The sequence below is a fragment of the Erythrobacter crassostreae genome (genome assembly GCF_019204045.1).
Classification (GTDB): domain Bacteria; phylum Pseudomonadota; class Alphaproteobacteria; order Sphingomonadales; family Sphingomonadaceae; genus Erythrobacter; species Erythrobacter crassostreae.
Genome location: NZ_JAGSPC010000001.1, coordinates 1,882,231 through 1,909,200, shown reverse-complemented (window position 1 = coordinate 1,909,200; position 26,970 = coordinate 1,882,231). Strand labels below are relative to the sequence as shown.

The window sequence follows — 26,970 nt, the reverse complement described above, 5'->3', positions numbered from 1 at the left end:
TATCTAGTCCGATTTCCCAGTTACTCAATATCGAGCGGGACATAGCTTTCCTGCGTGTCCCCCAAATGATCCTTGTGCGCGGCGAGTGTAACCGGCGGAATGTCGATCAATTGCGGTGTTTGCGTGTAGAGGACAGCCGCACGAATGGCCTTGCCGGGGAAAATCGCTTCCAGCGCCGCTGCATACGCGGCCATCTGTTTGAGCGTGGCGCGCGGCACCGCATCAATGGTGTGAGGCGGGCGGCGCGTTGTCTTGAAATCGACCACCGTCACGCTGTCCTCTCCAATTAACAACCGGTCGGCTGTGCCCGCAATAACTGTTCCGGCAATCGTCGCGGTTAGCGGAACCTCGGCGAGCGCATCGGGCGAAAATATGTCGGCAAACTCCTCCGTGGTGAGCACTTTGAGCGCGCTATCGAGCATCTCTGCACGGGTATCCGCAGGCAAGTCCTCTCCTTGCCGGCTCAACCACGCCGCCCCCGCCTTCTCGCGGCTCTCCACATCGATATCTGGCAACCGCTCCAGCAAGCGGTGGATCAACACCCCGCGCCGCGCCGCCACCTTTGCCGCGTCAGCGGGCAGCGGCGGATCAGCCGCCAGCTCTTCGCCTGCCGAACTTGGTGTGAGCGGTCTCGGCGGTTTGGGTTCAGGGCCGATCGGTGTTGTCGCCCAGTGAGGTAGCGCCAGTCGCGCTGCATTGGTTGATGCGCTCGCAATTGCGGCCAAGGGTTCCGCCCGGGTCCCCCATTCGCGGCGCATGCCCCACAGCCCGTCCGCCAGCTCTTCGCCATCAAAAGCGCCCTCAAGACGCGCATACCAGCTGTCTTCGTGCGGCCCGTTCTTTTCGTCGCGTGGCCCCAAAGAACCGCCGATATACAGCGCCTCTTCAGCGCGCGTCATCGCGACGTAAAGCAACCGCCAGTGTTCCTGCATGCTTGCTGCGTTGGCCCCAGCTTCAGCCGTTTCGATACGGCCCCGCTTTTGCTCTTTAGCCAGCGATGGCAGCGGAACCCTGCGCGATGTTTCATTGCCAAGCTCAAGATCGGCAAGTTCCAGCTCTCCGCCCTGCCCCGGCGTTCCGGTCGCGTCAGCCAGAATCACGATTGGTGCCTGCAACCCCTTCGATCCGTGCACTGTCATCACCCGCACCTGACCACCGGCACTGTCGGCATCGCGTTTCAAATCTTCATTCGAAGCGTCGAACCATTCGATAAAGCCCGCTAGGCTTGGAATGTGCGCGCTTTCAAAGGCGAAGGCAGCATTGACCAATTCATCAATCGGATCGTTGGCCTCGCGCCCCAGCCGCGCGATCAGCTTCTCGCGTCCACGCCATGGACCGGTTAAAAGCCAGGCAAGCAGGGATTGCGGCGTTTGGTAATCAGCTCTGGCGAGTAGTGACTTCAGTGTTTCGCAGGTAGCGGCCACGAACGGATCATCGCTGCTGCGCAAATGCCTCCACAAGGATGTGTTTTTCGGGCGCGGCACATGGGCTAGCAAATCATCCTGTGACCATCCGATCAGCGGGGAGGAAAGCAGGTTTGCCAGCGACAAATCATCGAGTGGTTGCGAAGCGAACCTAAGCGCCGCCATCAAATCCTTAACCGCCAAAGGTGCGCCCAAACGCAGCCGATCGACACCCGCAACCGCGACACCTTTCGCATGAAGCTTTGCGACGATCTGCGCCGCCAGTGCTCCGCGTTTGCGCACCAGCACCATGACATCTCCGGCACTCGCGTGGCGGGCCGGCTCCGACTTGGCGAGAATGAACGGTTCATCACCGCTTACCCAGCGGCGCACTTGCTCTGCGATCTTGTCGGCAAGCAAAGTATCGTGCGGGGGCAGCCAATCGCGATCCTGCGCTCCGTCTTCCTCGAACACGCTGACCGATGTCACCGGTTTCCAAAGTGCAACCAGACCGGGCCGATCCGCGCCGATGTGATCCGAAGGGGCCTCACCCAGCCCGAATTGCTCATGGCCGATCAATCCAATCGCCCGGTTTACGAATTCGAGCACCGGCTTTGACGTTCGAAACGAGCGGCCCAGATCAAGGTCTTTCCAGCCAGGTATGCGGCGGCCATCGCGCATTTCTGCTGCGCTTTCGCGCGCATCTTCGATAGCTTTTGCAACCTTGGCCTTTGCGCCCGCGAAATTTTCCGGACTGGTGCCCTGAAAGCCAAAGATCGCCTGTTTGTAATCTCCCACCGTGAAGATGGTCCGCAAGCGGTCTCCACTCGCACCATCTCCGCTGAAGAAGTCATCGATCAGCGCGTAGACGATGTCCCATTGTGCTTCGTTGGTGTCCTGTGCCTCATCGATCAGAATGTGGTCGAATTGCCGGTCGAGTTTGTACCGAATCCAGTCCGCAGCGACGCTGTTTTTGAGCAGGGCCGCTGCGCGCCGGATGAGATCATCGAAATCGAGCAGGCTCTCGCGGCGCTTGGCCTCCTGCCAGCGGATTGAAAAATCGCGCCCGATCTCAAGCGCGGCGGTCAGAAACTCGGCAAGCTGAAGCAGCGCCTGACGCCCTTCGACCTGAAGCACCGCTTGCGAGATTATGTCTTGCCCATCGGCAAAACCGGGATCGTTCTCTCGCGGCTTTTTGATTTGCAGGCTTGGCGTGCCATCCGCCTTAAGCAGAGTTCCTTTGAAGCCGCTGACGGCTTCTATCCGTGCAGCCTGATCCAATGTCAGCCAATGCCGCATGAAGTGGAGGCACTTGTCGGCTGTCTTCGTGCCCCACTCCTCCAGCGCCGGTATCATGGCGAGGACATGATCATCCGGGAAGGCATCCGCGCCCAAGCCTTCATATGCCCATTCCGCATCTGCGTTTGACGGAATTTCAAGCAGGGTTCGAACCCGCGCATCCATCGGCGATTGCCAAGCGGAGGCGCCTTCCCACATCTCCTCCGCCTTGGCGCAGCGCATCAGCCAGTGATGAAGCGCGCCGGGGTCTTTGGCAGTGGTGAAAAGCGTAACCGCATCGAGGATGCGCGTGTCATTGGTCCGGCGCGCTTCGCTCAACAATTCTGTCAGCACATCGCGGGCGAGCAATTCGCGGGTGCGGTCCTCCATTGGCTGCGCGCCGGGCGGCAGGTCTGCTTCTTCCGGAAAATTCGCCAGCAGCCATTGCGAAAATGCGTGGATCGTATCGATCCGCAATCCGCCTCCGGGACAATCGAGCACTTGCGCGAACAGCGTGCGGGCTCGCTCTTGCGTTTTCGGCCCGATATCCGCGCCTAGGTCGCCCAGCTCACCAGCGAGTTGTACGGGATCTAACCTGACCCAGCGTGCAAGCACCGCGTTGATCCGCGTCGCCATCTCAGCCGCGCCAGCCTTTGTAAATGTCAGGCAGAGAATTTCGGAAGGGTCGACATTGGGGCGCAGCAGAAGCCGCAAAACACGCGCAGACAGGACCTGCGTCTTGCCTGTGCCTGCTGACGCGGACAGCCAGACATTATCCTCCGGATTGACCGCATCGCGCTGTTGGTCAGCAAGCGGATAAACCTTGCCTTGATTCTGGATGGCGCCGCTCATGCGGCTTGCTCCGACTCATCAGAAGCAAGGCCGACCACCCATTCCTCCAACCGCATTAACTGATCATAGTCAGTGTATCCGGGATAATCGGGGTTCTCTTTGGCGGTGAAAGGCGCGGTGCCCTTGATGTATTTGGAGATCGCTTCTCGCAAATACCTCTCGTGCTCATGCAGGAAATCTTCGGGCAGCAATCCGCTGCGTTTGCGGCCGACCTTCATTGGCACATCGACAAAACCAAACTCGCCCGTCTTCTTTGCCAGAGACCAATATTCAAAACCCGTCGCATCGCCGGAAAGCGGGCCTTTGTCCGTCTCAAACGCGCCCATATCGGCGATCAGACCGAGCAGGCCGAGTTGCAGTGCGTATCCTGCCTCTACCTGAGATGCGCTGGGCGGGCTGCCGGTTTTATAGTCCACAATTGCCAGCGTTCCATCGGGCAAGCGGTCGATACGGTCAGGTTTGCCCATAACCCGCACACCTTCGAACATCATCTCGCCCCAGACCTCGGTCGCGACGACCTCGCGCCCCTCTTTCGCGGCGTCATCAACCCATTTTTCAAACTGCTCCAGCGCCGCGCAAATGCGCGGACGCCAAAGCCCCCAGAACAGCGGATGGACTTGCTTTTCGTGCAGTTGCTGCTCGGCGAATGGTACCAAGGCTAAGTTAGGATCGTGGGTCCGCGCCTTGTGCCACGCATCAAGAATGTCATGCACCAATGTCCCGCGCAAAGCAGGATCGCCGAACGGGTCCGCGGCCAGCGGATCGAGGCTTTTCAATCCGAGAATCTCGCGTGCATAGAATTGATAGGGATCACCCAAAAGCCGGTCGAGCGCGGTTGCGCTAATCTTGACCTGACGCTGCTGCTCGGACGGCTTTGGCTTTGGTCTTGGATAGCTCTCAGATGGCTTTTCGGGAGCACGATCAAGCAAGGGCATCAAAGCAGGAATTGACGTTTCGCGGTGCTGCTCTGCCAATGCCTCACCCAGCAAAGCCTCAACCCGCAGCCAGAACCGTGAGGCAAGCGTCGGTCCCTCTGTGTCCCGCTGTGCCCTGCTCAACACCACTTCCGGCGCGCCGAGTGCACCAGCCAAATCGTGAGCTGAAAGGCCGATGCGGAACTCCGCTCCCGGTACACCCAAAGCGCGCAATATTCCGGGCGCGAGCAACGGATCGGCACCGGGCGGCTGCGGCCAAGTGCCTTCGTTCAAACCGCCGCAAATGATCAGGTCCGCCCGCGCCATCCGGCTTTCCAGCAGCCCGTAAATACTCACACGCGGATGACCGCCATAAGGCGGACGAACAGAGATCGCATCCATGCAATCCCGCAGCACTCCGGCCAGATCTGCTGGGGCAATGCGAGTGTTCTGAGCGCGCGCGTGAAGCCGCACATCCTCAACCATCGCAGACAAAGCGCGGCCATCCTCTCGTGCCCATACGGCCTCTCCGGCCAGTGCCTCAGCCGCAGTTGTCAGAATGTCCAGCGCATCGGCGAGACTGATCTCGTCAGAAGTGCCGAGCAAAGGCGACAAGATTGCCTCGGCACCATCCCACCACTCGCGCACTTTTGCCTTGTCTGCGACGTTGCGCAGCGGCTCGAATTCCGGCGCAGGCGACGGGCCGCGCAGCTCGTATTCGAACTGCCGTAGAGCTGATAGCCAGGCGCGCCTTGCGTCCTCATCTTCGCGCTGGATCAGCGGATGGCCAAGCGCTGCGATGAGCGCAGCGGGCTCCAAACCGTCCGATGCCAAACCCGAAAGCAAGCCAAACAACCGCCCAGCGGGGGTAAGAGAAAGCGGCTTACCAGCGGTGTCGTCGGCAACGATGTTCCACCGCTCAAGATGCTGCGTGACACGGCGTGCTAGCGAACGATCAGCGGAAACGACCGCAATGCGTTTTTCCGGCTGTTCCAACGCCTCACGCACCAGCATCGCAATTGCCTGCGCTTCTTCTTCACTGGTCGCATTTGTCATCAGCCGCACTCCGGAAAGGCGGCGCTTGTCGGCCTCCATGCTGATCCATGACTGGCTTGCCTGCGGCGGAAGAAATAGCGAGCTGATTGCGTGAGTGCGCGCTGGCGGTGCTGCGCCCTCTCCCTTGCGGTGCCATTGCTGCACTTCAGCCCGGTTGATGCCCATCCGCTCAAGCAACAGTTTGAGATGATATTGCGGATGGGTGAGCGCGTCTTTTTTGCCAAACACCTCACCACCCGGTTCAACGGAGGCACCAGCGCGGCCAAGCTCATCCCACGCTTCATCGCTCATCGAAAGATCAAGGTCTGGCAGGATGACCGCGCCATTGGGCAGGTCAGCAATGACCCGCAACATACGGGCGAGAGCAGGCGAAGCGCTCGTCACGCCTGCCGCTATAATCGGGTGTTCAGGGGTTTGTTCGCGCCATTTCATCATGGCCCGTTCAAAAAGCATGTTTCGTCGCGTTGCCGCATCAACCCGGCCCAATTCGGCCAATCTTTCCCGCCAGCGCAGCTCAACCCGCGCAAACAGTCTTAGCGATTTCTTCCAATGGACCGAAAGATCGCCAAGCATGTCCAGCACAGCTTCACCGGTCAGTTGGTCAGGCGAGACATCCTCGACCAGCAACCGGTCCATCGCCCGCGCCATGTCCCGCGCCAATCTCAGCCGTGCAGCGCCGGGAAGCGGCGGCTGACCATCATCGGCACTCTCCTCTTCGATCAGATTTGCGAGCTCCAACCACCGCTGCGTCGGCTCAACCGCTGGCGGAATATCGTTCGCGCCAAGCGGGTCCAGCAGGTTGCCGAGCGCTTCATCCAGTTCAAGATCGCCCACCATCACCATGCGCGGCATCAGCAGGCCGGCTTCGCCAGAATGCCGCACGAAAGCTTCGGACAATGTCCGGGCCGCGCGCGAGCTCGGCACCAGCAGTGTCAGCCGCGCAAGACCAAAGCCCGCTTCGGAATATCGCGGGACCAGACCGGCAACCAGCGCGTCTGCAAAGCCGCGGTGCGCCGCAATGGAATAAACGTCAGGCGTCTGCGCCTCACCCACGTCTTAGCGCATTTTCGGTGGGACCGATCGCCTCTGGCGTGCCGACTTCGAACCATTGGCCAGTAAAGGCCGCGCCGTACAGACGCCCCTCTTCAATGGCGCGATTCCAAAGAATATTGGTCGAAAATTTGCCGTCCGGCGCGTCTCGCAAAAGCCGATGCGAAATCAGCTGAATGCCGGTGTAAATGAAAGGCGCGATCCGTCCGGGCAAGCGCCGAGAGAGCTTTCCTGCGCCATCCATGTAGAAATCACCTTGCCCATTGAAATTGGCGGCCCTTACATGGGTCACGACCAGCAAAAGCGCGTCCATCTTCTCCGGATTCCAAAGCTCAGACAGGTCACGAAAAGCATCGCGCGGACCGTCCAGCCAGATATTGTCGGCGTTCAGGCAGAAAAACGGGTCAGGCAGATGTGCTTGCGCGCGGATCAACCCTCCGCCCGTCTCCAGCAAAGCGTCGCGTTCGTCAGAGACAACGACCTTAGGATTTTTTCGGTCAAGCACATGCGCTTCGAGGGCGTCGGCCATGTAATGGACGTTTACGACAGCCTTTGCGATGCCATTGTCTGACAAGCGATCAAGCGCATGATCGATCAGAGGTTTACCTGCAACGCGGACCATCGGTTTGGGCTGGCTAGCGGTAAGCGGACGCATCCGTTTACCCATACCAGCGGCCATCACCATCGCTGTGTCGCTGGCCAAACCATCGCCGCTCATGTGATCGTTCCTCCACCCCTCGCACGCAGTTCTGACGGAATATTCACAGCGAACCAATCTGCGACAGGCTCCAGCGCCGGATGCGCCAAATCCCGTTCCATCGCTGCCCATACACGCGGGATCATGTCCAGATAGCGCGGCTTGCCGTCGCGCTTGTAAAGGCGGGTGAAGATGCCGACGATTTTGGCATTTCGCTGCGCACCAAGCCGCGCATAGTCCGCGCGAAACTCAGCATCCGCGTCAGCGCGATCAAGATAGCGCGCGAGCATCGCAGTCTCCAATTCCTCGGACACATCGCGGCGAGCGTCCTGAAGAAGCGAGACGAGATCATAGGCAGGGTGGCCAACCAGCGCGTCCTGAAAATCAATCAGACCCTGAGGCGCATTTTTGGCCGGATCGCCCAGCAGCATGATGTTTTCCGCGTGATAGTCGCGCAGCACGGTCACGCCCGGCTTCTGGCGAAGCATCATCGGCGCGAGCGCAGCCTTCCATGCGGCATCATATCCAGCGGTATCGACCGCAAGATTTTGTGCCGGAGCGTACCACTCGGTGAGCAGTCCGGTTTCCCGCGCATAGATGGGCATGTCGTAGGCTGGAAACGGACCCGCTGGTCGCTTGTGCAGTTCAACCAGCGCATCGATCGCGCCTTCATAGGCTGCGGTTTCGCGATCAGGGTGAACATCGAGCCAGTCGCGCATCCGGTCATCGCCGAAATCTTCGATCAGAACCCATCCTTGAGGCGCATCGGAGGCATAGATTTGCGGCGCGCGAAGCCCCTCGCTTGAAAGCCATTCAGCGACATTCAGAAACGGCACCGGATCTTCATGAGGCGGCGGGGCATGCATGAGCATAGCCCCTGCGCCATCGGCTTTGCGCAACCGGAAATAGCGGCGGAACGATGCATCACCCGGAATCGCGTTAATCTCGGCGCTCTCCCATCCGGCCTTTTGCAGAAATTCGTGTAGCCCATCAGGAAGTTCGCTCATGGCAGTCGTCCTAGCCAATCGGCACCTGCGCGCGCAATCGCAATTCGCCCTTCACCAGAGGTTTCCAACAGGATCGAGAGGCATTTCGCCTCATGCGTAAACCCGCCCGCATGATCAGGCCATTCGGCAATCATCGCAGCGCCGTCGCGGTAGTCATCCAATCCGATTTCTTCGACCTCTGACGGATCGTTCAAACGGTAAAAATCGGCATGGACGACCGGCACGCGCAGCGGCGGCGCATCGTAGGTTTCGATGATCGTGAAAGTAGGCGACGGAACCTCTTGCTCGTATCCAAGCGCTGCAATGATGGCGCGGGCAAGTGTTGTTTTTCCCGCACCCAACCCGCCTTCCAGCGCAATGACATCACCTGCTTGCAAACGCTCGGCCAATTGCGCGCCAAACGCCTCCATGGCCGCCAAATCCGGTAGTTCGTATTGCTTCGGCTCACTCACGGCAGGTGGATGACCGCAGTGGTGCCCACGCCTTCTTCGCTGGTGATTTCCAGCAAGCCGCCATGCGCCGCGATCAATTGGCGTGCGAGCGGAATGCCAAGGCCAGTGCGCTTTTCATTATCACCATCCTCCGTTGACCGTCCGCCGTCCAATGCGCGCTCTAATTCATCCGACGCCATACCCGCCCCGTTATCAGAGATTACAAAGCTAGTGCGCCATTCGCCCTCTGGATCGGATTTAAGAATCTCGATCAGGATATGCCCGTCAGGCGGTGTACCGTTGATTGCATTATCGAGCAGATTGCCGACAGCACGCCCAAGCTGACGCGCGTCAATTTCCACTTTGCGCCCGCGCTTACCCTTAAGGTCCAATCCCAATTGAGCCTTGATAATGGCGGTCTCCCGTTCCCGAACCAGCTTAGTCAGGAACGTCAGCAGATCAGCATCTTCCTTCGTAATCGGCAATAGCCCCGCCTCACTCTGAGAGAGATCAAGGACATTTTCGACCTGTTCGGTCAGGCGCGCGACCGCTGTCAGAATTGAATCGACATACTCGCCTGCGCCGTCCCCGATCTCGCCCGCCGCACCGCTTTTCAAGAGCTCGGCATAGCCGCCGATGGTCGTAAGCGGCGTCCGGAATTCGTATGACATATTCGCGAGGAAACGCGCCTTCACTGCATCCGCCTCCTCAAGCGCAACCGCACGTTCGCGCAGCGCCTGCTCCGCCTTTTGAGAATCGGTAATGTCGAGGACGGTAAGCAAACCATTGCCATCGGGAAGCGGCACTCCGGCAAAACGCAGCGAGCGTCCATCCGAGAGCTGCACGCGCCCTTCCTTCTCCGTCCGGTCCAAAGTGGCAGCGCGGACAACTGCCCCGATCCGTCTTGTTTCGGACGGCTTACTTAGGTTTTTGCCAATCGCTTCCAGCAGCGCATCGGCGCTCGGGTGCGTATCTAGGAACTCGCTCGAAAGGCCCCAAGTGCCCGCAAAACTGCGGTTCCAGAGCTGGACCGATCCATCCGGCGCGAAGATCGCAAGCGCTTCGAACAGACTGTCAAGCGTTGCGGTGCGGGTTCGAAGCAGCGTGTCGCGGGTTGCAGAGAGCGCAAGGCTTTCGGTCTGGTCTTCCGCCACCAAGACAATCCCGCCATCCGGCAATGGCTGCGCCACAATACGCAGGTGCACTCCGCCGGCAAGCGGCCACGCCTCTTCCTGCATATCTGCGGAATCGAACCACGCAGCATGTTCGCGTCGCCATTCCGGAAAGTCGCGGACCTCAGGGGTCAGACCTTTTTCGCGCGCTTCGGAAAGGAAGCGGTCAAATCGGATATTCTCACGCACCGCGCCATCGGGCAGTTCGAACAGCCGGCGGAATGGCTGGTTGGCAAATGTCAGTTCTTCCGCATCATTGAACTGCGCCACGCCGACGGAAAGCTGGTCCAGCATTTCGCGTTGAGCTTCGCGGAAGGCACGGAATTCACGCAAAACCTGCTGCTGTTCTTCGATATCGATTGCGTAACCAGTGACGCCTTCCTTGCCGAGTGGCTGATTGCTGACCCGCAAAGTACGTCGTTCACCATGGAGCGTTGCCGTTGTGACGCGCTCCTTTTGCTCAAGGGCCTCAAACACCCCGCGCGCTTGTTGGGCGGGGCTTTTGCCATCCTCCGCTTCAAGCAATTCGATCTGGCCTTCGATAACAGCGGCTGCGTCTTCAGCGTCCACCGCATCAACATAGGCCTGATTGACAAGCTGCAACCGCATGTCGCGCCCACGGAACCACATGGGCACCGGCGCCGCTTCGATCAGCCCCACCAGCGCAGCAAAGTCACTCTCTGCCTGCGAAGCGGCCTGACGCATCAGCGACAATTCGTCCTGACTTTCGGTGAAGTCGAACACCCAAACCAGCGCCGCCCCTCCGGGCGAGACTTGCGGATCGGCCAGCGCGCCTTGCAACGCCAAGCTGCGGCCTGATCCCGGCGGCGTAATCGCTATCTGGAAAGGTGCCGCGCTTTTCTGGGTAAGGCGTACTTTTTCTGAAAGGGTTTTCACCTGAGCATCGGAAAGCCCCTGATGGCCGGCATCTTCATCCTCAGCAGCAAGCTCGCTCAAATAATTCGGCATTGCCTCCAGGCCAAGCCAGCGCGCCAGCCGCTCGGGCGCTTCGATCCGGCCATCGACCCGCACCAGCATCGGAATTGCCGGCGCCATGTCCATCATGCGCTGCATCCGCTTAAGCGAGGTTTGCAGGGCTTTGGTTCGCCGCGTCTTTTTACTCGCACGGATCATCATGACCGCCGCACCTGCCGCCCAAGCGGCGAGCACAAGCCCGATGATGGCAAGAATGAGCGGCGAAAGTTCCATAGGTTGCAGCTATGCCGCCGAGAGCGCCGATGCAACTGCTCTCACAAGGAAAAGCCCCCGCAAATCCGATGATTTGCGTGGGGCTTCCCTATCTCGTCGATAAACCGAGCTCTCGCTCAGCAAAACCGCTTAGTAACGGTAGTGATCCGGCTTGAACGGACCAGCCGAAGGCACACCGATATAATCGGCTTGCTTCTGGCTGAGCTGTGTCAACTGAACACCAAGCTTTTCGAGGTGCAAAGCAGCCACTTTCTCGTCGAGATGCTTTGGAAGGACGTAGACGTCGTTCTCGTACTCATCCGACTTGGTGAACAGTTCGATTTGGGCCAGCGTTTGGTTGGTAAAGCTAGCGGACATCACGAAGCTCGGGTGGCCAGTGGCACAGCCAAGGTTCACAAGGCGGCCCTTGGCAAGGATGAGCAGCGAATTGCCTTCAGGGAAGGTGACCATATCGGTGCCTTCCTTGATCTCTTTCCAGTCGTAATTGTCGAGCGCGGAGATTTGGATCTCGCTGTCGAAGTGACCGATGTTGCACACGATGGCCATGTTTTTCATGTTCTTCATGTGCTCGCCGGTGATGACGTCTTCGTTGCCGGTTGCGGTCACAAAGATATCAGCACGCTTGGTCGCTTCTTCCATCGATACGACTTCAAAGCCGTCCATTGCCGCCTGCAAAGCACAGATCGGATCGATTTCGGTGACCATAACGCGGGCACCGCCATCGCGGAGCGAAGCAGCAGAACCCTTACCAACGTCGCCGTAGCCAGCGACACAGGCGACTTTACCGGCCAGCATCACGTCGGTTGCGCGGCGGATTGCGTCGACCAGCGATTCTTTACAGCCATACAGGTTGTCGAACTTGGACTTGGTCACGCTGTCGTTCACGTTGATCGCCGGGAAAGGCAATTTGCCCTGCTTGGCGATCTGGTAAAGGCGCATAACGCCGGTGGTGGTCTCTTCCGAAACACCTTTGATGTTCTGGACCGTTTTGGTCAGGTAACCAGGCTTCGCAGCAACATAGGCTTTGAGAGCTTTCTGCATCTCAATTTCTTCGGCGTTCTGCGGAGCAGGCATTTCTTCGCCAGCTTCAATCCGCGCGCCCCAAAGAGCGAACATGGTGGCATCGCCGCCATCATCGAGGATGATGTTGGTTGTCAGATCAGCATCGTCTTCAGTCGACCAATCAAAAATGCGGCCAACATAGTTCCAGTAATCCGCCAGCGTTTCGCCTTTGATCGCGAAAACCGGAATGCCTTGGTCGGCGATTGCGGCAGCGGCGTGATCCTGTGTCGAGAAAATGTTGCAGGTCGCCCAGCGTACTTCCGCGCCAAGAGCTGTCAGCGTTTCGATCAGAACGGCGGTCTGGATCGTCATGTGTAGCGAGCCGGTGATGCGCGCGCCCTTGAGCGGCTGCGATGCGGCATACTCTTCACGCAGAGCCATCAGGCCCGGCATTTCGGTTTCAGCAATATGAATCTCGTCGCGACCATATTGTGCGAGCGCGATGTCTTTGATGATATATTCGTGCGTATGTGCGGCGGTCGCCATTCTAGTCTCCATCGGGGGTAATTTGCGTTACCGCGCCCTAGCGATCTAGCCACCGACAATCAAATATAAAGTTTTCTTTATATCTCTATGTCGTACGCTAACCCCTAAGCCAAATGGGCACTTTCGATGCTGGGACTTTCTCTGGAACACTGCCATTTGTGCGTGTGGGATTGGACTCATTCATCAATTGCGCTTCATATTCCAAAGCTGGCTTGGCTGTCTCGCCGGCAACTAGAGCGAGCGCAGTTGTGGTCGGGCGATCCTGATAAGCCCACCCCTCAAGCAAAGCGTCAGCCATATTGGAAAGCCGCATTCGATCCTGACTTCGGGCAAGGTCGAATGTTGCACGCTTTAGGTCTGCGCATTTGAGCGTTGGGTGCCCATCGCCATATCTGTTCGCGATCGTTACACCGGTTTTGTCGAGCGCCCGCGCCGTCCCGTCTTCGCCATAGCTGACAACAAGATTGCGGCTGAGGTGGGTATGCGGCTCTGCCAAATTCTGCTGATGCTTACGGGAAAACATATCGTATTCCCCGCGAAAATCATGCGCACTTTTGCGGCAGCGAAGCGAGGTGACCATCAGCATGATATTGAGGCTGCGGATGTTCTCTGCATTCGCGGCGATCGGGCCGATATATGCCTGATCAAGCTCTTGCGCGCCCGCACCGCCTGGCATTAATAAGGCCAAGGCCGCAATTCCGGCTCCGAATGTTTTTGATACCCGCATTTCCTGTTTCTCCTCTGCCGCGATTCCCCGTCGCTGCATCAGAGGTATGGCCAAGATGTTTACCCGATCTTCAAAGCCCTCGGTAAAGGGCCCTTAACCCAAATCCGGTTTCGTTTGCTTTCGCTTAAGCATTGCCGCGGCAGTGCGAGCGCCTATATCGGTTGTGAAGCGCGCCCTACCCCGCGCAGCACACACCATATTTGGAGGATGCCATGACAATTTCCGTAGGCGATAAACTTCCCGAGGCGACTCTGGTTAAGGCCACAGCCGAAGGCCCAGAGCAGGTTCAGGCAAGCGAGTATTTCGCTGGCAAGAAAGTCGCGCTGTTTTCTGTGCCCGGTGCGTTCACCCCGACTTGCTCGGCCAAGCACCTTCCCGGCTTCGTTGAGAAAGCCGAAGACCTGAAAGCTAAAGGCGTTGACGAGATTGTTGGCACCGCAGTGAACGACGCATTCGTCATGGGCGCGTGGAACAATGCCGCTGGCAGCGATGACATTACTATGCTCGCAGACGGCAACGCGGACTTCGCAGAAGCTGTGGGCCTGACAATGGACGGCAGCGGTTTCGGCATGGGCAAGCGCGGCCAGCGTTTCTCAATGGTCGTAAATGACGGCGTTGTTGAGCAGCTGAACGTCGAAGAGCCAGGCGACTTCAAAGTCTCCAGCGCGGAGCACATGCTCGGCCAGCTTTAACGCCGAACCAACACTAGATACAAAAAGGGCGCCCCGAACGAGGCGCCCTTTTTTATTGTGAGAGTAACTTCCGATCAGAAGCCCATCAGGCTCATCACTTCTTTACGGCTGCGATGATCTTCAAGGAAACAGCCCATCATCCGGCTGGTCAGCATTTCAACTTCGTGAACTTTCACGCCGCGACCAGTCATGCAGCCATGCTCTGCCTGAATCACCACCGCAACGCCGCGCGGTTCGAGATTGTCCCAGATGCACTCGGCCACTTCTGCAGTCAGGCGTTCCTGAACCTGCAGGCGATTGGCGAACCCGTGAAGCACGCGCGCGAGTTTTGATATGCCGGTGATCTTCTTGTCAGGCAGGTAAGCAATATGCGCCTTGCCTTTAATCGGCGCCATGTGGTGTTCGCAATGCGAGTGAAACGGGATGTCTTTCAGCAAGACAATCTCGTCATAGCCGCCGACTTCTTCAAAAATTCGTGAGAGATGGATAGCAGGATCTTCCTGATTCCCTGCGCAATATTCCAGCCATGCGCGGCCAACGCGCTTGGGCGTGTCGATCAAGCCTTCACGGGTGGGATCGTCCCCCGCCCATTTAATCAGAGTGCGCACCGCATCTTGTACATCTTCAGGAACGTCAGGCTTGCTCAAAGGATTCTCCGGATCAAATTCATCGTGATCATGCACGTTCATATAGTTCATGGCTAACGTCTTTCTACGCACAGAGGCGGACCCGGTGCACGGCCATCCTCCACTTCATCTTAATCCCACTGATAAAAATCCCTCTGTCTACAAAGGGTTCCCTGCAAAATTTGCATCAAAGAGAAGGATTAAAGACTGCAGACGGATTTCGCCGACCATATCAAAATGCTGATATGGTTAGGTCCTTTGCATCCGCGTTGCTGACCTGGCCATGGCTTTGAGCCAGGCGGCGGGCGGGACAGACAACTGCCCAAACAACAAAAGCCCACCCCGCAAGGGATGGGCTTTTGTTGGCGCACCCGGAAGGATTCGAACCTCCGGCCCCCTGATTCGTAGTCAGGTACTCTATCCAGCTGAGCTACGGGTGCGCTTGAAGCGCGGCACATAAGGGGGCTGGCTGGGATTGGCAACCTCTGTTTGCAGGCAAGCCCACGTTTCTTGCGCTTCAACCCAAAAGACTGGCGACCAAGGCGCAATCTAGCGGTGGTTTTTCCAACTTTGCGATGCCTTCGCGGGCGAACCAAGCAACCTCGCCGCCTTCCAAAGCTTCGGGCGTTCCTACCCAGCGCTCGATTCTGTAAAGAAGAATGACAATCGGAATTCCGTCCTCGCTAAGGACGTTTTGAGCGAACGCTGCCGGCGCACAATCGGCGGGATTGACGGAGATACCAAGCTCTTCGCGCAGTTCACGAACCAAGGATTCCAAAGGAATTTCAGATAGTTCAACTTTCCCACCCGGGAATTCCCATAGCCCGCCGTGGTGCTTTTCTGGTGGCCTCTTATGCATAAGCCACTTGCCATCAGCGCCCTTTAAAGCGCCGGCGACTACGGGGAGCCACGTGTCTGTCATGTCGGAATTCTTTCCATTTTGTCGCTCTGCATCAACCTTTTCTTAATTCTCGGCGGCGATACCGGCTCTCGTCAGGAACGTATTGACAGGTGAAGCATGAAATTAGCGACATTTTTCAAGAGTATTGGAGCGGATCAGTCCGGTGCCACTGCTGTTGAATACGGCCTGATTGTTAGTTTGATCGTGATTGCAATGGTTGGTGCCCTCCAAGGCGTAGCCGAAGAGAACCAACGGGTTTGGAGTGACGTGAAGACTGCGCAGGAGGAAGCAAGCCGCTGACCAAAAATTAATGCTTTTGAAAGGCTGCGAATTAGCAATTTCTCAAGAGCTGCTGCTTACAACCTCCAATGTCCGGATCGAACCATTCGATTTGAACAACGGGTAACGAAGACCATAACCAGGAGACTACCAATGAAATTCTTCAACAAACTTGCACGTGACGAGCAGGGCGCAACCGCAATTGAGTACGGCCTTATCGCTGCTCTGATCGCTGTTGCAGCAATCACCGCAATGCAGAGCCTCGGCTCGACCCTTTCGGATACTTTCTCGGAAGTACAGACCGAAATGGCTGCCTAAGTCTAACGACTTACGGAAAAAGGAAGCGGCGGGGATTTTCCCCGCCGCTTTTCTTTTGTCCGCAATAAATTTCGCGAGCGAAAATTCTTATGAGATCACCCGATCAGCGCCCGCGAACGACCAGCTTAACTTTCTGGCCTGCACGCAAAGTGTCGCTTGATTCCATGGCATTCAAAACACGGAACCGTTCGACCTGATTCGAATCGTAGGCCATCCGCCGCGCAAGCGAGCTGACGGTATCGCCGCGCCGTACTGTCACGACATCAACCTGCCGCGGAATAACCGCGCTAGCTTCACGCTGGGTAATGCGCCGCATCGATTGAAACATCGAAGAAAACGCGTTGGATTGGCCAGCGGGCGTAATCGCTTGAAAATGGTACGCGCGATCATTCGAAAATTCATACGCGAAAATCGTCACATCGACCTGGCTGTTCCCGTTGTTTACACGCGCACTGCCATAGGCTGCGCGAATTCCGTTAACGGTCGTGCGCTGAATACTGGACGGAGCGAGTGTTTGCTCCTCTCCTCCCAAAGTCTTAAATTGTTGGCGAATGTAGCTGTCTAGATCACCGGCATAGGGCGCTAACGTCAGTTGCGCTTTGCCGCTTTGCCCGTTGATGCTGACCGCTCGTGTACCGTTGACCATATAGAAGCCCTGCGGCGCGGTGAATGAAAGCATCAATTCGGGATGAATGAAGCGGCTGCCTTCGATCACACCTTGCTCCGGATCATCGCCGTAGATCATGCCATCAATACGGGACAGGAACGTGTCGCGATTGGTGACGCCGCTGCCCAAACCTTCTGTCTTCGCCAAGGCTGTTCGAACCCGGCTTGCCGGATCGGGGTGGGTCGAAGCCCATTCCGGAACCGACGCATTGCCGCGTCCCTGGAGCCGTGCATCGAGCGAATTCTGGGCAGCGAGGCTGGCCAACACGGTGCTCATTGCCTTTGGATCATAGCCTGCGCGCTGAAGGTATAAAATGCCGAGATCATCGGCCTCCAATTCCTGCTTGCGCGAAAACCTAAGTGTAAGCAGCTGTGATCCCTGCATAAACCCGCGCGAAACCGTGTTGCCGATGGAACTGTCACCAAGCAGAATCGAACTGCCGATCGCGCCAAGAACCCCAAGGATGGAGTTCCGCTGAGCTGCTTGCTGGCGGCGCTGAGAATGGCGCGCAGCAACGTGGCCTACTTCATGGCCCAGGACACCGGCCAATTCCGCTTCGTTGTTCATCAACGAGACCAATTGACGGGTTGAGTAAATGTAACCGCCAGGAACGGCGAATGCATTGTTGACCGGACTGTTCAGCAGGCTGACGGTAAAGCTATCGCGCGCATTGCCCAGCCCGGATTGCACAGCGATATTCTTGCCCACTTGCTCAACATAGGTGGCCTGTGATCCCGACATTGCCCCGCCGAATTCAGAGAGCAACTGCGGGTGATATTGTGCGCCTTGTTGCGCCTCTTGCTGCGTTATCGGTGTAGAAGCAGACGGAACAGAACCGCCGCCGCCCATGCATCCGCTCAATGCAAGCGCCATTGGCGCTGTACCTGCGATCAGAATTTTACGTGACATTTTCGGCATTTGCTCTCTCCTCCTGGCAACCGCCGCGTCCCACCAATTGCGGCCAAGCTATTTCTCTTCAAACATGACTATCGGGCAAGCGAAGCCTCGCGGCAACCCTTTGACCTCACCGGATAAATGTAAATTGTTGAAGCGTTCAACCGCCAAGCTGAAGGAAGCGTTCCTCGCGAGTGCGGATCAGCGTTTCGCTTGGCAGATCGGCAAGCGCATCAATTTCTTCGGACAATGCTTTGCCCAGATTGTGCGCCATCGTGGTGGGATCGCGATGCGCCCCGCCCGCCGGCTCTTTCACGATCCGGTCGATTACTTTCAAGCGCTTCAGATGCTGCGCAGTGACCTTCATGGCCTGCGCTGCTTCTGATGCTTTCTCGGATGTACGCCACAGGATCGATGCACATCCTTCGGGCGAAATCACGGAATAGACCGAATGTTCGAGCATCAAAACCCGCTCGGCACTCGCCAGAGCAACTGCACCGCCAGAACCGCCCTCACCCACGATGACAGATACCATCGGGACAGGCAGGGCTAGGCATGCTTCGGTAGAACGGGCGATGGCTTCTGCCTGACCGCGCTCTTCGGCTTCAATGCCTGGAAATGCGCCAGACGTATCGACCAATGTCACAACCGGAAGACCGAAACGGCCCGCCATTTCCATCAGGCGGATCGCTTTGCGATATCCCTCAGGCTTGCCCATGCCGAAATTGTGCTTGATCCGGCTTTGGGTGTCGTTGCCCTTTTCATGACCGATCAACATTACACGCCGGCCGTTCAGCTTTGCAAAGCCGCCCATGATGGCAAGATCGTCGCCAAAATACCGATCCCCGCCAAGCGGCATGAATTCCTCAAACGCATGCGCGACATAGTCGCGAAAATGCGGCCGCTCTGGATGGCGAGCAACCTGCGTTTTCTGCCACGGCGTAAGCGAAGCATAAGTGCTGGCGAGGAGATCGGCGCTCTTGGTCTCAAGGCGCGCAAGCTCGCTGGAGATATCTACCTCATCACCTTCACTGGCAGTTCGCAGCTCGGCAATGCGCTCTTCGAGTTGAGCGACGGGTTTCTCGAAATCGAGATATGAAGTCATGGCTTTCCCGCTAATCCCATCCTGTGCGTGTAGCAAGGCCCATGGTGCTCTTTCACCGATTGGCGAGCGGATGCCGGGCGTTCACCAGAGACACCAATCGCGCCGCATCCACATGCGTGTAAATCTGCGTTGTGGCGATGTCGGCGTGCCCAAGCAATGTCTGCAAAACCCTAAGGTCCGCCCCGCCCTCTAGCAGGTGCGTGGCGAAGGCGTGACGCAGGACATGCGGGCTTATACCGGTCGGATCGAGTCCTGCGCGGGCTGCAAGTTCCTTCAGCAATTGGAAAAGCCGCACACGGCTCAAATGCTTACCTCCACGCGACGGGAAGAGAAACTTTGAGGTCGGTTCGCCGGGGCGAACTTTCAGCCATTCCTCCATCGCACTGCGCGCACGATCGCTTACCGGAACCATGCGCGCGGCACCGCCCTTGCCGGTTACGGTGATGAGCGGTGCGTCGCGCGGCACCGCGCTTAGAGGCAGAGAGACAAGCTCTGTCGCGCGCAGTCCTGATCCGTAAAGCATCTCAAGCAAGACAAGCTGCCTGATGCTGGCAGGCTTACCGCTCTGCGCCTCCAGCTCGGCGCGCTCCATCAAGGTTTCGACATGATCGTGCGAAAGCACCTTGGGCAAGGGGCGGCTTGTGCGCGGGTTCGGCAATGCTCCCGACGGATCATCTTCCCGCCATCCTTCATCCACCGCAAAGCCGAAATATTGCCGCAATGCCGAAGACTTACGGGCGACTGTTGACGGGGCGAGAGCGCTCCAGGCAGCGGCCAGTTTACCAATTTGCGCGCGGGATGCTTTGGCCAAATCGCCGACCGCTTCCTCCGCCCCGGCCAGATCCCGATTGTAAGCTGCAAGTGTGTTTGCCGCCGCCCCGCGTTCAGCCGCTAGCATATCTAGAAAGGCCTGCGTTGATGCCGACACTGCCGTGATCAGGCCCGCGCGACAGCTTCCGCTGCGATCATCCTTGCTTCCGCCTCCAGCCCGACGCGGCGCAATGCGGAGGTGATATGATAGAGGTGCAGCGGCGTCATTTGCGACCAGCTGTCACCCTGCATGCCCAAACCGGCCAGCATGATCACCAGCGTCCGGTTCTGAACCTCGGCCGCCTGATCAATTGTAGATGTCCAGCGCGTTGTCCGGCTTAGATCAATGCCCAGCGCGCCTTCCATGGACTCGCGCTCTGCCGCGCCGATCCGGTCCAATCCGGCAAGTCCCGCGACGAGAAATGCAGAAGCGCACGCTTCTGAACTGTCGTCATTGTCTGCAAACGTGTCGATTGCTTCCAGATCAACGGTACCAACGCCCGGCGTGCCGACGGCCAACAATGCCCAGCCAAGGCTGCCATCGGCCATCATTCCGCGCCATGCGGCCGCATCGCGGTCAAGCCCGGCGGAAAGCATCGATGCAATCAACCCACTCGAATATCCGGCGAGATCTTCTGCAGGAGCAATCCGCGCCGCTGCATACGCGGTGGTGATGAAACCGGCATAGGCGCGATCTTCGCCCCATACGCTCTGCATCGCATTGATTTTACCATTGGTATTCGGGGCGACATAGGCCTGCCGCAGTGCATCAGCCATATCGCCGATCCCGCCGCCAATCGCATTGTCTGCGTAAACCTGACTGTAAAAATCAACCAGCGTGCTTGCAGAGAAAACACCTTCACTCGCGGCGCGCAAAACCAGCGGTTCCCGCATCGTCAAAGGCAACATCGGCGCGCTTGCCGCAGACCGGGCGAAGTATCCGCCATTTGGCCCCTCTAGCGCGCCATCAAGCAAAGCCTGCGGGATCGTTTCACCAACAGCATTGGCGAGCGCAAAGCGCCACGGGGTTAGCTCATCAATCCCGTCCCATTCGATTTCAACCGCTCGCCGGCCGCGGCCTGCGGCCCCGGCATAACGCTGTGCCAGAAGTAAATCGATTTCCGGTGCAATTTCGTTTTCGATGCCGCGGTCAAGCTGAGACGCGGCAAGCGCGCCCTCACCCGCATAGGCATTGCAGATTGCTTGCATCATCACCCATTGCGGATCTTCGCGTGCCGAACCTTGCAGCCTAACAGCGGGACAAGCGCCATTCATATCGCTGGATGCGATGTAAGCGGTGAGTGCTTGACTTGTCAGGGCTGTGTTCCAATTGCCGGTGTCGACATCCTGTACGAGCGCCCGCGCCACGGCGAATTCACCCATGCGGTTCAGCACGCCCGCGCGCAAACTCGCAAATTCGACTGGATTCATGCCATCGGGCGCCGCCAAACGACTGGCTAAGGCACGGCGCAAAATAATGTGCCCCCAACGAGAAACCATTGGCTTTTGCGTTCCGGCAAGAACGGCTCTGACCAGTCCAGCCGGTTGCCTCCCGAGAGATTCGCTCGGCATGCCGCCTTCCTCGGAAGACATCACTCCGACTTGTGACAGCGAACGCCGCGCTGCTGGCGGGATATCGAATTTTGGCTTTAGGCCGAGCCGGTCGTCGAGCTCGTCTGGCGTAAGCGCCTCCAGCTCTTCCAAAGTCGGCAGGCCGCTCAATTCCTCGCCGGAAAGAGTCGGCACCGGCGGCAAAGCGCCCGGCCCAATGGACGGAGCAGGGCCAGTTGGCCCGGCAGGCGTCCCCGGACGTGTTCCGCTGGGTGCAGGCGCAGGAGCCGCTGTCGGTAGAGCGGTTGGCGCAGGCGCCGGAGTTGGCGCAGGAGCGGGGTCATCGAAACCGGGTGGTAACAGCGATTCGGGTGCATCCTGCGCAGTCGCCAAACTTGTCGCAAGCATGCCGCCCGTCGCACCCAGCACGCCCAGTGCACCCGCACTTGCCAACCAAAAATAACGACGCATCATTCGCTCTCCGCAGCCGCGCCCGGCAATGTCACAGTCTGGACAATCGGGCGGATCGGTTCTTCACCGCCATCGATATAGGCAAGCGCCAAAATTCCAACCACTAATGCTGCGATCAGCAACGGGACCCGTATGCGCCCCGTGGCTTTGTTCTGTGCAAGAGAGGTGTTCGGCTTGTTTGACATATTGCGCGCGCCTTACCCCATCTATAGGCCATGCCGCAATGACTGCAGAGACCACTTTGAACGATCAGGATATCGTACGAATTGCCGCGCGGATTGACCGTCCGGTTGTGCTAATCGGTCTGATGGGCGCAGGTAAATCAACTGTCGGGCGCAGGCTTGCGGCAATGTTAGGCCGCGATTTTATTGATGCTGATGACGCCATCGAAGACGCGGCCCAGCGCAAGGTCTCCGAAATATTCGAAGAATTTGGCGAGGCGTATTTTCGCGATGGGGAACGCCGTGTCATTGCGCGGCTCATCGAAGAAAAGCACGGCGTTATCGCAACCGGAGGCGGTGCCTTTGTCGATGCGGAAACACGCGCTCTCATCCTAGATCAGGCTATCGCAGTCTGGATAGATTGCGATCTCGAAACCCTGGTTGAGCGGACCTCGCGGCGCAATCACCGTCCGCTTCTAAGAAACGGTGACCCGCGCGAAATCCTTGGTAAGCTTATGAAAGAGCGAAACCCGCTTTACAGTCAGGCTCCAGTTCGCGTGCTGAGCGAAGACGGGCCGCATAAAGATACAGCAAGATCGATTATCGAGGCGATTGACCAATGGATGTAGTCCCCGTTTCCCTCGCCGGACGCAGCTATGATGTGACTATCAAGCGCGGCTGTGTGCTTGATGATTTTGCGCACGGTGCTTCCGAGTACTTCGAGAGCTACCGTGCGAAGGGGGCTGTGAAGGCTCGCAAAGTGCCGGTAGTCGCCGATACGAACACGCACCTCATTTTCAAAGCTGCGCTCGAACAGAGCCTAGCATCTGAAGGTCTGGCACCAGACTGGTTCGTTGTTGAGCCCGGTGAAGGCGCGAAGAGCTGGGCTGTGCTTGAACAGCTGACTGATTGGTTGCTTGAACTTGGCATCACCCGCTCTGACCATGTCATCGCGCTTGGTGGCGGCGTCGTTGGTGATCTCACCGGATTTGCGTGTGCAGTCTTGAAAAGGGGCTGCGAATTCATCCAAATCCCCACGACGTTACTGGCTCAAGTCGACAGCTCCGTTGGGGGTAAGACAGCGATCAACACGCGAGCGGGAAAAAACCTGATCGGCGCATTCCATCAACCTGCCGCAGTTTTCATCGACCCCATGGTCCTCGACACATTGCCCGACCGCGAAATGCGCGCAGGATATGCGGAGGTGATTAAATACGCCTTGCTCGGCGATGCGGTGTTCTTCGACTGGCTTTCAGATAACGGTACAAAGGTTCTCGCACGGGAGCCCGATGCGCTGGCCCATGCCATTGCAACCAGTATCCGTGCCAAGGCGGCCATTGTTGCAGAGGACGAGCGCGAGACCACCGGCGTTCGCGCCTTGCTCAATTTGGGTCACACTTTCGGGCACGCGCTGGAGGCGGAGACTGGTTTTTCGGACCGGCTGCTGCATGGAGAGGCAGTCGCGACAGGCATGGTTCTCGCCGCGCAATACTCCGCGCGCCGCGGCGACATATCGCAAGAAGACGCCAAGCGGGCTTCAACAGCAATCGGTGATGCAGGGCTGCCCGCGAATGTCGCGTCGCTTGGGATAACCTGTTCCGGTTCCGCACTGGCCGACCATATGCGCCACGACAAAAAGATGGAGGGCGGCACACTGCCCTTCCTGCTACTTAAAGGGATCGGGCAGGCTTACCTCGCCCGTGATGTAGAGCTTGCTGACATTGCAGAATTTCTTGGTGAGCAGCTGGGCGCGCAATGACCCGTTTCGTCGACCTCTCGATCCCGATCACCAACGATGTGATCTCCGATCCAGAGGTGATGCGCCCGAAAATCCAGTACATGACGCACGAAGATACGTGGGAACAGATCGCGATGTTCTTCCCAGGTTTGGAGAAAAAGGATTTACCCGACGGTGAAGGTTGGGCGGTCGAAATGCTCGAGCTTTCAACACACAATGGCACTCATATGGACGCGCCGTGGCATTACCATTCGACAACCGATGGTGGGGTAAATCCTGCGCCAAGCATCGACGAAGCGCCGCTGGATCGGTTTTTTCGGCCGGGTGTGAAGCTCGATTTTTCACATCTTCCAAGTGGTCACGTAGTCAGCGCCGCCGAGCTTGAAGAGGCATTCGCAAAGATCGGCTATAATCTGCAGCCGCTCGACATCGTTCTGATCCAGTCGGGAGCGATCTATGGCACCGAAAACTTTACCGATCAGGGCGTGGGTTTGGGCGCAGAAGCAACGTTGTGGCTGACCGAGCGCTGTGTTGAAGTGGTCGGGACCGATGCATGGAGCTGGGATGCTCCGTTCAGCCACACGGCCAAAAAATGGGCTGAGAAACGTGACCCTTCGATTATCTGGGAGGGCCACAAGGCGGGCCGTATTCGCCCCTATTACCAGATTGAAAAGCTGACCAATCTCGCAGCGCTGCCCTCGCATGGCTTCACGTTCAGCTGCTTTCCAGTCAAGATCGAACGAGCCAGCGCCGGATGGATCCGCGCCGTGGCGATGATTGAGGAATAGAGCCTAGACCGCAGGCCGCGTCGGCAGTTTCGAAACCTTCGATCCGATATCGTTTAGCGAGGCTCTGTTTGCGGCCTCTTCGGCAACCATTTCATCATGCTCCGCAAAGAGCCGTTCAACGTCCGCGCGCCGCTCAAGCAGCATATGAGCGATGCCCGGCGCAAGGCTTTCACCTTCGCCAATTTGCCCGAACAGAGCAGCGATATCGCTTTCGGTTGCCTCACGGGCAGTCTTAAAAAATTGGCCCTTACGATCGAAGTAGCCGGTGCCTTTTTTAGCCACGATCCTAATCCCTCCAAGATCCAAGCCTTGCCAGTGTCGCCAATGCGACGGTCAAAGTGTCTCTAATGAAGCGGTGGATGGCGAGTCATACTGTGTAAAATCACAAGAATTCGCACAATTTGGCGTTTGCATACAACAGTTTGGCAATTTCACAGCAGTAATCAATCGCGAAAGTTTCGCGTCGCTAGCCAGTTATGATTCGCCAGTTGCGGCTATTCGAGTTCGAGAACACTGCATCGACAGCGAGGCTTTCGCCCTCCACCGCGTTGATTTTGGAGATTGTTGCCTGCTTTTCAGCCCGCAAAATGTTCTCCATCTTCATTGCTTCGACGGTTGCGAGCGGTTGCCCCGGCTGCACCTCTTCGCCTTCGCCGACATGCAGTTTCACCAACATTCCCGGCATCGGACAGATCAGCATTTTAGAAAGATCAGGCGGTTCCTTCTCGATCATCATGCTTTCAAGATGCGCGAGACGCTGCGGCACCACCAATGCGCGGTGAGATGCGCCGCGCGTCGTGATAACCCAATGATTGCCATCCCGCTCAACGATCAAGCCATACCGGTCGCCGCCTTCGCCATCGGGAGAGGTCGTCGCGACCGCCTCGTTCATGCCCGGAAGCCAATTGCAATTGCCGTCAACCCGCTCGCCATCGACGACAGCGTGGCCCTCGCCCAGCACGACCTCATGCCGTGTATCGCCGAGCTTAACGAGCCATTCGCTGGTAACTTCCTGCAATCCATCAAGCTGGCCCGAAATCCGCTGGGCACGGGCTTGCCACGTGAATTCATTGCCTGCGCAAATGGCCGCAAGCATGCGGCGGAAGTCGTCTGTGACCGGTGCGCCTTCAAATCCTTCGGGATATTCCTCTGCGATGAAGCCAGTCGTCAATTCACCTGACCGGAACCGGTCATGCTGCATAATCGCGCTGAGGAAATCGACGTTATGGCCGAGCCCTCTGATGCGGAAACTGTCGAGCGCTTCGATCTGGAGATCGGCGGCTTCTTCGCGGGTCGGTGCCCATGTGATCAGTTTGGCGATCATCGGGTCATAGAACATGCTGACTTCGCCGCCTTCGAACACGCCGTCGTCAACGCGAATGCTGCCTGCACCGTGGGCGATTCCGCGGCGGGCCTTGCCCTGCACTTCTCCATCATCCACCCAACCTTCGATTGGAGGGGAGTATTCAACGAGGCGCCCAGTTGAAGGCAGGAAGCCGCGATATGGGTCTTCGGCATAGACGCGGTTTTCAATCGACCAACCGTCGATCCCGATATCGTCCTGCGTCATCGCAAGCTCTTCGCCCGCAGCAACGCGGATCATCTGCTCGACCAGATCGATGCCGGTGATCGCCTCGGTAACGGGATGCTCCACCTGAAGCCGCGTGTTCATTTCAAGGAAATAGAAACTCTCGCCGGTTGGATCGGCACCACTGACGATTAGCTCAACCGTGCCCGCAGAATGGTAATCAACAGCCTTGGATAGAGCGACGCATTGCTCGCCCATTGCCTTGCGCATTTTGTCCGTCACAAACGGCGATGGTGCTTCCTCGACAACCTTTTGGTGGCGGCGCTGGATCGAGCATTCGCGCTCGTTCAAATACAGCACATTGCCGTGTTTATCGCCGAGAATCTGAATCTCGATATGGCGCGGGTTTTCAATGAATTTCTCAATGAAGACACGGTCATCGCCGAATGAGTTCAGACCTTCGCGGCGGGTGGCTTCGAACCCTTCTTCGACATCCTTGTCGTTATGCGCCAGCCGCATGCCTTTGCCGCCGCCGCCGGCGCTGGCCTTCATCATCACCGGATAACCAATTTCTCGGCTAACCTCGAGCGCCTGCTGTGTCGATGTGATCTCACCTTCGGAGCCGGGCACCGTGTTGACGCCCGCTTCTTTGGCCAGTTTCTTTGATTCAATCTTGTCACCCATGGCCGCGATTGCGCCGGTTGGCGGACCGATAAAGGCGATGCCTTCCGCTTCGAGAGCCTCCACAAAGCTCGCGCGTTCCGAGAGGAAGCCATAGCCGGGATGCACCGCCTGTGCGCCGGTTTCCTTGCATGCGGCGATGATCTTTTCAGGGATCAGATAGCTTTCCGCCGCTGGTGCGGGGCCAATATGAACCGCTTCATCCGCCATTTTGACAAACGGTGCGCGGGCATCAGCATCGGAATAGACCGCAACAGTGGCGACCCCCATTTTGCGCGCTGTCGTGATGACACGGCAGGCAATCTCACCACGATTGGCAATCAGAATCTTGGAAAACAAACGGAACCTCCGAAAGGGTGCACTAGCGTCGCACCGCCTATGCCGCGTCACGCGCTGGCAGGCAACCTATCGAGGAA

23 protein-coding genes and 1 tRNA gene are annotated in these 26,970 nt (G+C 57.9%); 6 read left to right on the top strand and 18 right to left on the bottom strand.

Annotated elements, in window-relative coordinates:
• Window positions 1-20: 20 nt before the first annotated feature.
• From addA to KCG46_RS09340, 8 genes are all read right to left on the bottom strand, one after another.
• The gene (addA, locus tag KCG46_RS09375) at window positions 21-3,533 is read right to left on the bottom strand and encodes a double-strand break repair helicase AddA (RefSeq protein WP_218404966.1); all 3,513 of its coding nucleotides are present in this window, start codon (window positions 3,531-3,533) and stop codon (window positions 21-23) included.
• Window positions 3,530-6,556: a double-strand break repair protein AddB gene (gene addB, locus KCG46_RS09370; protein WP_218404965.1), complete on the bottom strand. Its 3,027-nt coding sequence runs from the start codon at window positions 6,554-6,556 to the stop codon at window positions 3,530-3,532. Before addB ends, addA begins: the two co-directional genes overlap by 4 nt.
• Entirely contained in the window at window positions 6,549-7,271 is a 723-nt protein-coding gene (locus tag KCG46_RS09365) for a nucleotidyltransferase family protein (RefSeq protein ID WP_218404964.1), read from the bottom strand. Before KCG46_RS09365 ends, addB begins: the two co-directional genes overlap by 8 nt.
• Window positions 7,268-8,257, bottom strand: coding sequence for an aminoglycoside phosphotransferase family protein (locus KCG46_RS09360; protein ID WP_218404963.1), 990 nt, complete (start codon window positions 8,255-8,257; stop codon window positions 7,268-7,270). Before KCG46_RS09360 ends, KCG46_RS09365 begins: the two co-directional genes overlap by 4 nt.
• Window positions 8,254-8,709 (bottom strand): tRNA (adenosine(37)-N6)-threonylcarbamoyltransferase complex ATPase subunit type 1 TsaE, encoded by a 456-nt coding sequence (gene tsaE, locus KCG46_RS09355; protein ID WP_218404962.1) that lies wholly within the window; start codon window positions 8,707-8,709, stop codon window positions 8,254-8,256. Before tsaE ends, KCG46_RS09360 begins: the two co-directional genes overlap by 4 nt.
• Window positions 8,706-11,069 (bottom strand): sensor histidine kinase, encoded by a 2,364-nt coding sequence (locus KCG46_RS09350; protein ID WP_218404961.1) that lies wholly within the window; start codon window positions 11,067-11,069, stop codon window positions 8,706-8,708. Before KCG46_RS09350 ends, tsaE begins: the two co-directional genes overlap by 4 nt.
• A 129-nt stretch (window positions 11,070-11,198) precedes the next feature.
• On the bottom strand, window positions 11,199-12,617 hold the full coding sequence (gene ahcY / locus KCG46_RS09345) for an adenosylhomocysteinase (protein ID WP_218404960.1): 1,419 nt from the start codon (window positions 12,615-12,617) through the stop codon (window positions 11,199-11,201).
• Window positions 12,618-12,714: 97 nt separating this feature from the next.
• Complete coding sequence (locus KCG46_RS09340) at window positions 12,715-13,344, bottom strand: hypothetical protein (protein WP_218404959.1); 630 nt, start codon at window positions 13,342-13,344, stop codon at window positions 12,715-12,717.
• A gap of 212 nt (window positions 13,345-13,556) precedes the next feature.
• Between KCG46_RS09340 and KCG46_RS09335 the strand changes: the two genes are divergently transcribed.
• Window positions 13,557-14,036 (top strand): peroxiredoxin, encoded by a 480-nt coding sequence (locus KCG46_RS09335; RefSeq protein WP_218404958.1) that lies wholly within the window; start codon window positions 13,557-13,559, stop codon window positions 14,034-14,036.
• Window positions 14,037-14,110: 74 nt separating this feature from the next.
• On the opposite strand, the gene folE is transcribed toward KCG46_RS09335, so the two are convergent.
• The 3 genes from folE to KCG46_RS09320 form a co-directional block, all read right to left on the bottom strand.
• Window positions 14,111-14,734, bottom strand: a complete 624-nt coding sequence (folE, locus tag KCG46_RS09330) for a GTP cyclohydrolase I FolE (RefSeq protein ID WP_218404957.1) — start codon at window positions 14,732-14,734, stop codon at window positions 14,111-14,113.
• A 291-nt stretch (window positions 14,735-15,025) separates the two neighbouring features.
• Window positions 15,026-15,102 (bottom strand) — tRNA-Arg (locus KCG46_RS09325).
• 77 nt (window positions 15,103-15,179) lie between these two features.
• Window positions 15,180-15,584: an NUDIX domain-containing protein gene (locus KCG46_RS09320; protein ID WP_218404956.1), complete on the bottom strand. Its 405-nt coding sequence runs from the start codon at window positions 15,582-15,584 to the stop codon at window positions 15,180-15,182.
• A 96-nt stretch (window positions 15,585-15,680) separates the two neighbouring features.
• Between KCG46_RS09320 and KCG46_RS09315 the strand changes: the two genes are divergently transcribed.
• Together KCG46_RS09315 and KCG46_RS09310 are read left to right on the top strand one after the other, a co-directional pair.
• Window positions 15,681-15,863 (top strand): Flp family type IVb pilin, encoded by a 183-nt coding sequence (locus KCG46_RS09315; RefSeq protein ID WP_218404955.1) that lies wholly within the window; start codon window positions 15,681-15,683, stop codon window positions 15,861-15,863.
• Window positions 15,864-15,995: 132 nt separating this feature from the next.
• Window positions 15,996-16,160 carry a Flp family type IVb pilin gene (locus KCG46_RS09310; protein WP_218404954.1) on the top strand — a complete coding sequence of 55 codons (165 nt, stop codon included), beginning with the start codon at window positions 15,996-15,998 and terminating at the stop codon, window positions 16,158-16,160.
• Window positions 16,161-16,263: 103 nt separating this feature from the next.
• Here KCG46_RS09310 and KCG46_RS09305 read toward each other — a convergent pair whose 3' ends face one another.
• The 5 genes from KCG46_RS09305 to KCG46_RS09285 form a co-directional block, all read right to left on the bottom strand.
• The gene (locus KCG46_RS09305; RefSeq protein WP_218405401.1) at window positions 16,264-17,736 is read right to left on the bottom strand and encodes a M48 family metalloprotease; all 1,473 of its coding nucleotides are present in this window, start codon (window positions 17,734-17,736) and stop codon (window positions 16,264-16,266) included.
• Window positions 17,737-17,881: 145 nt separating this feature from the next.
• The gene (locus KCG46_RS09300) at window positions 17,882-18,826 is read right to left on the bottom strand and encodes an acetyl-CoA carboxylase carboxyltransferase subunit alpha (RefSeq protein ID WP_218404953.1); all 945 of its coding nucleotides are present in this window, start codon (window positions 18,824-18,826) and stop codon (window positions 17,882-17,884) included.
• 52 nt (window positions 18,827-18,878) lie between these two features.
• Window positions 18,879-19,754 carry a tyrosine recombinase gene (locus KCG46_RS09295; RefSeq protein ID WP_369410185.1) on the bottom strand — a complete coding sequence of 292 codons (876 nt, stop codon included), beginning with the start codon at window positions 19,752-19,754 and terminating at the stop codon, window positions 18,879-18,881.
• Between the two features lie 8 nt (window positions 19,755-19,762).
• Window positions 19,763-21,661 (bottom strand): hypothetical protein, encoded by a 1,899-nt coding sequence (locus KCG46_RS09290; protein ID WP_255551853.1) that lies wholly within the window; start codon window positions 21,659-21,661, stop codon window positions 19,763-19,765.
• Window positions 21,658-21,843, bottom strand: coding sequence for a hypothetical protein (locus tag KCG46_RS09285; RefSeq protein WP_218404952.1), 186 nt, complete (start codon window positions 21,841-21,843; stop codon window positions 21,658-21,660). The genes KCG46_RS09290 and KCG46_RS09285 overlap by 4 nt, the downstream gene beginning before the upstream one ends.
• A gap of 38 nt (window positions 21,844-21,881) precedes the next feature.
• Between KCG46_RS09285 and KCG46_RS09280 the strand changes: the two genes are divergently transcribed.
• The 3 genes from KCG46_RS09280 to KCG46_RS09270 are packed head-to-tail and all read left to right on the top strand — an operon-like array spanning window position 21,882 to window position 24,345.
• Window positions 21,882-22,448, top strand: coding sequence for a shikimate kinase (locus KCG46_RS09280; RefSeq protein WP_218404951.1), 567 nt, complete (start codon window positions 21,882-21,884; stop codon window positions 22,446-22,448).
• Window positions 22,439-23,578: a 3-dehydroquinate synthase gene (gene aroB / locus KCG46_RS09275; protein ID WP_218404950.1), complete on the top strand. Its 1,140-nt coding sequence runs from the start codon at window positions 22,439-22,441 to the stop codon at window positions 23,576-23,578. Before KCG46_RS09280 ends, aroB begins: the two co-directional genes overlap by 10 nt.
• On the top strand, window positions 23,575-24,345 hold the full coding sequence (locus KCG46_RS09270) for a cyclase family protein (RefSeq protein ID WP_218404949.1): 771 nt from the start codon (window positions 23,575-23,577) through the stop codon (window positions 24,343-24,345). Before aroB ends, KCG46_RS09270 begins: the two co-directional genes overlap by 4 nt.
• Window positions 24,346-24,348: 3 nt before the next feature.
• Here KCG46_RS09270 and KCG46_RS09265 read toward each other — a convergent pair whose 3' ends face one another.
• Together KCG46_RS09265 and KCG46_RS09260 are read right to left on the bottom strand one after the other, a co-directional pair.
• The gene (locus KCG46_RS09265) at window positions 24,349-24,627 is read right to left on the bottom strand and encodes a hypothetical protein (RefSeq protein ID WP_218404948.1); all 279 of its coding nucleotides are present in this window, start codon (window positions 24,625-24,627) and stop codon (window positions 24,349-24,351) included.
• Window positions 24,628-24,811: 184 nt separating this feature from the next.
• Window positions 24,812-26,893 (bottom strand): acetyl-CoA carboxylase biotin carboxylase subunit, encoded by a 2,082-nt coding sequence (locus tag KCG46_RS09260; protein WP_218404947.1) that lies wholly within the window; start codon window positions 26,891-26,893, stop codon window positions 24,812-24,814.
• Window positions 26,894-26,970 lie beyond the last annotated feature (77 nt).